Source organism: Moorena sp. SIO3A2, assembly GCF_010672265.1.
GTDB lineage: Bacteria > Cyanobacteriota > Cyanobacteriia > Cyanobacteriales > Coleofasciculaceae > Moorena > Moorena producens.
The window spans coordinates 1-2,246 of the sequence record NZ_JAAHHC010000116.1 but is presented as its reverse complement, the minus strand read 5'-3'; the positions used below and the strand labels follow the sequence as shown (position 1 = coordinate 2,246).

Genomic DNA, 2,246 nt, shown 5'->3' with positions numbered 1-2,246 from the left:
AGGAACCCTTGCCCAATGACGATCCTTTTTGGTCTCATCCGCGCATTATAGTAACTCCCCATATTGCTGCTGTGGGTAACCCTAAGGAGCTAGCCGCTCGCATTGTGGATACAATCGATTGCAGTCGCGAGGGCAGACCATTGGAGAATGCAATTGATCGGAACCGGGGCTACTAAGTCTTAATAGTGAGTTTTCTGCAATGCCAATCAATCCGAAAAATAATCTAGATTGGCTTACCATTTTATTGATAATATAATATTATTGTAGATGAATATAAGTAGAGAGTAAGTTGAGAGCATGACTATTAGATCGGATATTTTCAAATTCTTCCAAAATCTAAATTTTGTCTTCTTAAGTGGCTTCGATAAGATTAATTCGATCAATGAAAACAATAATTTATATATAAATGCCATGTATGATTTGATGGAAAATGATGAAATCAGAACCCAAGCCTATAGAAAAGTAATTTCTGAAAAAGTAAAAGACAAAGTAGCTGTTGAAATTGGCACGGGCAAAGCATTATTGTTACCAAAATTTTGTGTAGATGCAGGAGTAAAAAAGATTTACACAATAGAAGAAAATGAGAAAGCTTTCGCAGAGTCAAAAAAACTGCTCGAAGAACTTAATCTAGAAGAAAAAATTAAAATTTATCAAGGATTTTCACAAGATATAGAGATAGAAGAAAAATGCGATATATTGGTTCATGAAATTGTCGGGTCTATAGGTAGCCGGGAAGGTATGGTGCTAGCAGTTAACGATGCTAAAGAGAGATTTTTGAAGCCAAATGCCGAGTTTATTCCGTACCAGTGCATTACGAAAATAGCTCCTGTATCACCATTGAAACTTTCCCCATATCAGCAAATCGTTAATTTGTTTCTGAAGTTAATCATGAAAAATGTTATAATAAACTTAAGTGATGATTTTAATTTTTCTAAACCAAGAACTTATCTGACCTGTAATTTCCCCGTTTGTAACCTGATTGCCGAACCCCAAGAATTTGAAAATATAGTTTTTGCTGAAAATTTGACAATGATAGATGATAAAACTATAGAATTTATTATTGAAAAACCAAGCTTATTTGATGGATTTATTTTCTATATAAATCTCTGGGTAGACAGAGAAACAGTCATTGATACATTGTCACAAAAAACAAGTTGGTTAGTTAGATATGCTAAACTTTTTGAAAAACCCCTAAAACTAGAAGCTGGTGACTTCATTAAAGTTAAAATTGAGAGGGATGTTTCAACCACACAACCTAAATATGAGATTCATGCCACTGTGGGCAAAAATGGGAGAAGCGTATTTGCAAAAAAAAGTTATAAGCTATGTTGAAAATTATCAAGCCGTCAAAAGTTGTGCAACGGGCTTTTGTTGAAACCATCTAGGAACTACGAACCGGAGAATTTGTACTTTGATGCAAAAGCAAGATGTGCCCGTTCAACATGGGCCATGTACAACACCTGGATCAAGGATCGAAAAACGTATTCGGCTGACAGGATAACATGAAAACTAGGATGTCTGTATCGCCTCGATTTCCAAACTTCCGAAAGCTGTCGCCAGTTGTTAGGCCGGGTAGATGTAGAAGCAGTTGAATATACTTTAGAAGGTTTAACTGAGGCGATTGTGGCATGGGAGACTGGCAGAGGGGGAAACAAATAATATCAAGTTCGGTTGAATACCCATCATAAAAGTCTGGGGAGATGGGAACCCACCCCTAACCCCTCCCAGGAGGGGAATATGGGGAGATGGGGGATATTTTTATTAAGAGTAATTATCCTGAGATGATATAAAAGCAGAGATAATGTGATTTCATGGAATCCCACAACTAACAAAAAGTAAAAATAGAGACCACAATAATTAAATTAGATAAAGTCTGCGGGGGCGACAACTCGCCCAAAAAGCAACTAGGTCGAGATATTGACTAATAAAATAGTCACCCCTTTAAGATGAAAATAGCGTTTCTCATAGCTATGAGGTACACAGGATTTTTTCACTCTTGCTAGCATGCCTATTGCCTATTGCTAGCATGCCTATTGCCTATTGCCTGCTCCCTGCTCCCTAAAACCGATAAATTTGTACCTCACAAGTTGTATAATTGCTATAGATTACTGTAAAAATGAAAAACTCTAATATAAATAATTCCATAACTACCTTTTATTCCCAAGAAGAACGACAGTTACGTGTAGATCTTGCTGCTGCTTACCGCTTGATTAACTATTATGGGATGACAGACATGATATACACCC

The 2,246-nt window shown here is 36.6% G+C and carries 1 protein-coding gene and 1 pseudogene; both read left to right on the top strand.

Features of this window, described 5'->3' with window-relative positions:
* Positions 1–297: 297 nt before the first annotated feature.
* The gene (locus F6K64_RS37905; RefSeq protein WP_008188131.1) at positions 298–1,332 is read left to right on the top strand and encodes an SAM-dependent methyltransferase; all 1,035 of its coding nucleotides are present in this window, start codon (positions 298–300) and stop codon (positions 1,330–1,332) included.
* Between the two features lie 201 nt (positions 1,333–1,533).
* A pseudogene (locus F6K64_RS39315) lies at positions 1,534–1,659 on the top strand (uroporphyrinogen-III synthase); the annotation flags it as partial.
* Between the last annotated feature and the right edge of the window lie 587 nt (positions 1,660–2,246).

Bases quoted from the DNA above. Each gene is read 5' to 3' on its own strand.
- F6K64_RS37905 (WP_008188131.1), top strand. From the start codon at position 298: ATGACTATTAGATCGGATATTTTCAAATTCTTCCAAAATCTAAATTTT.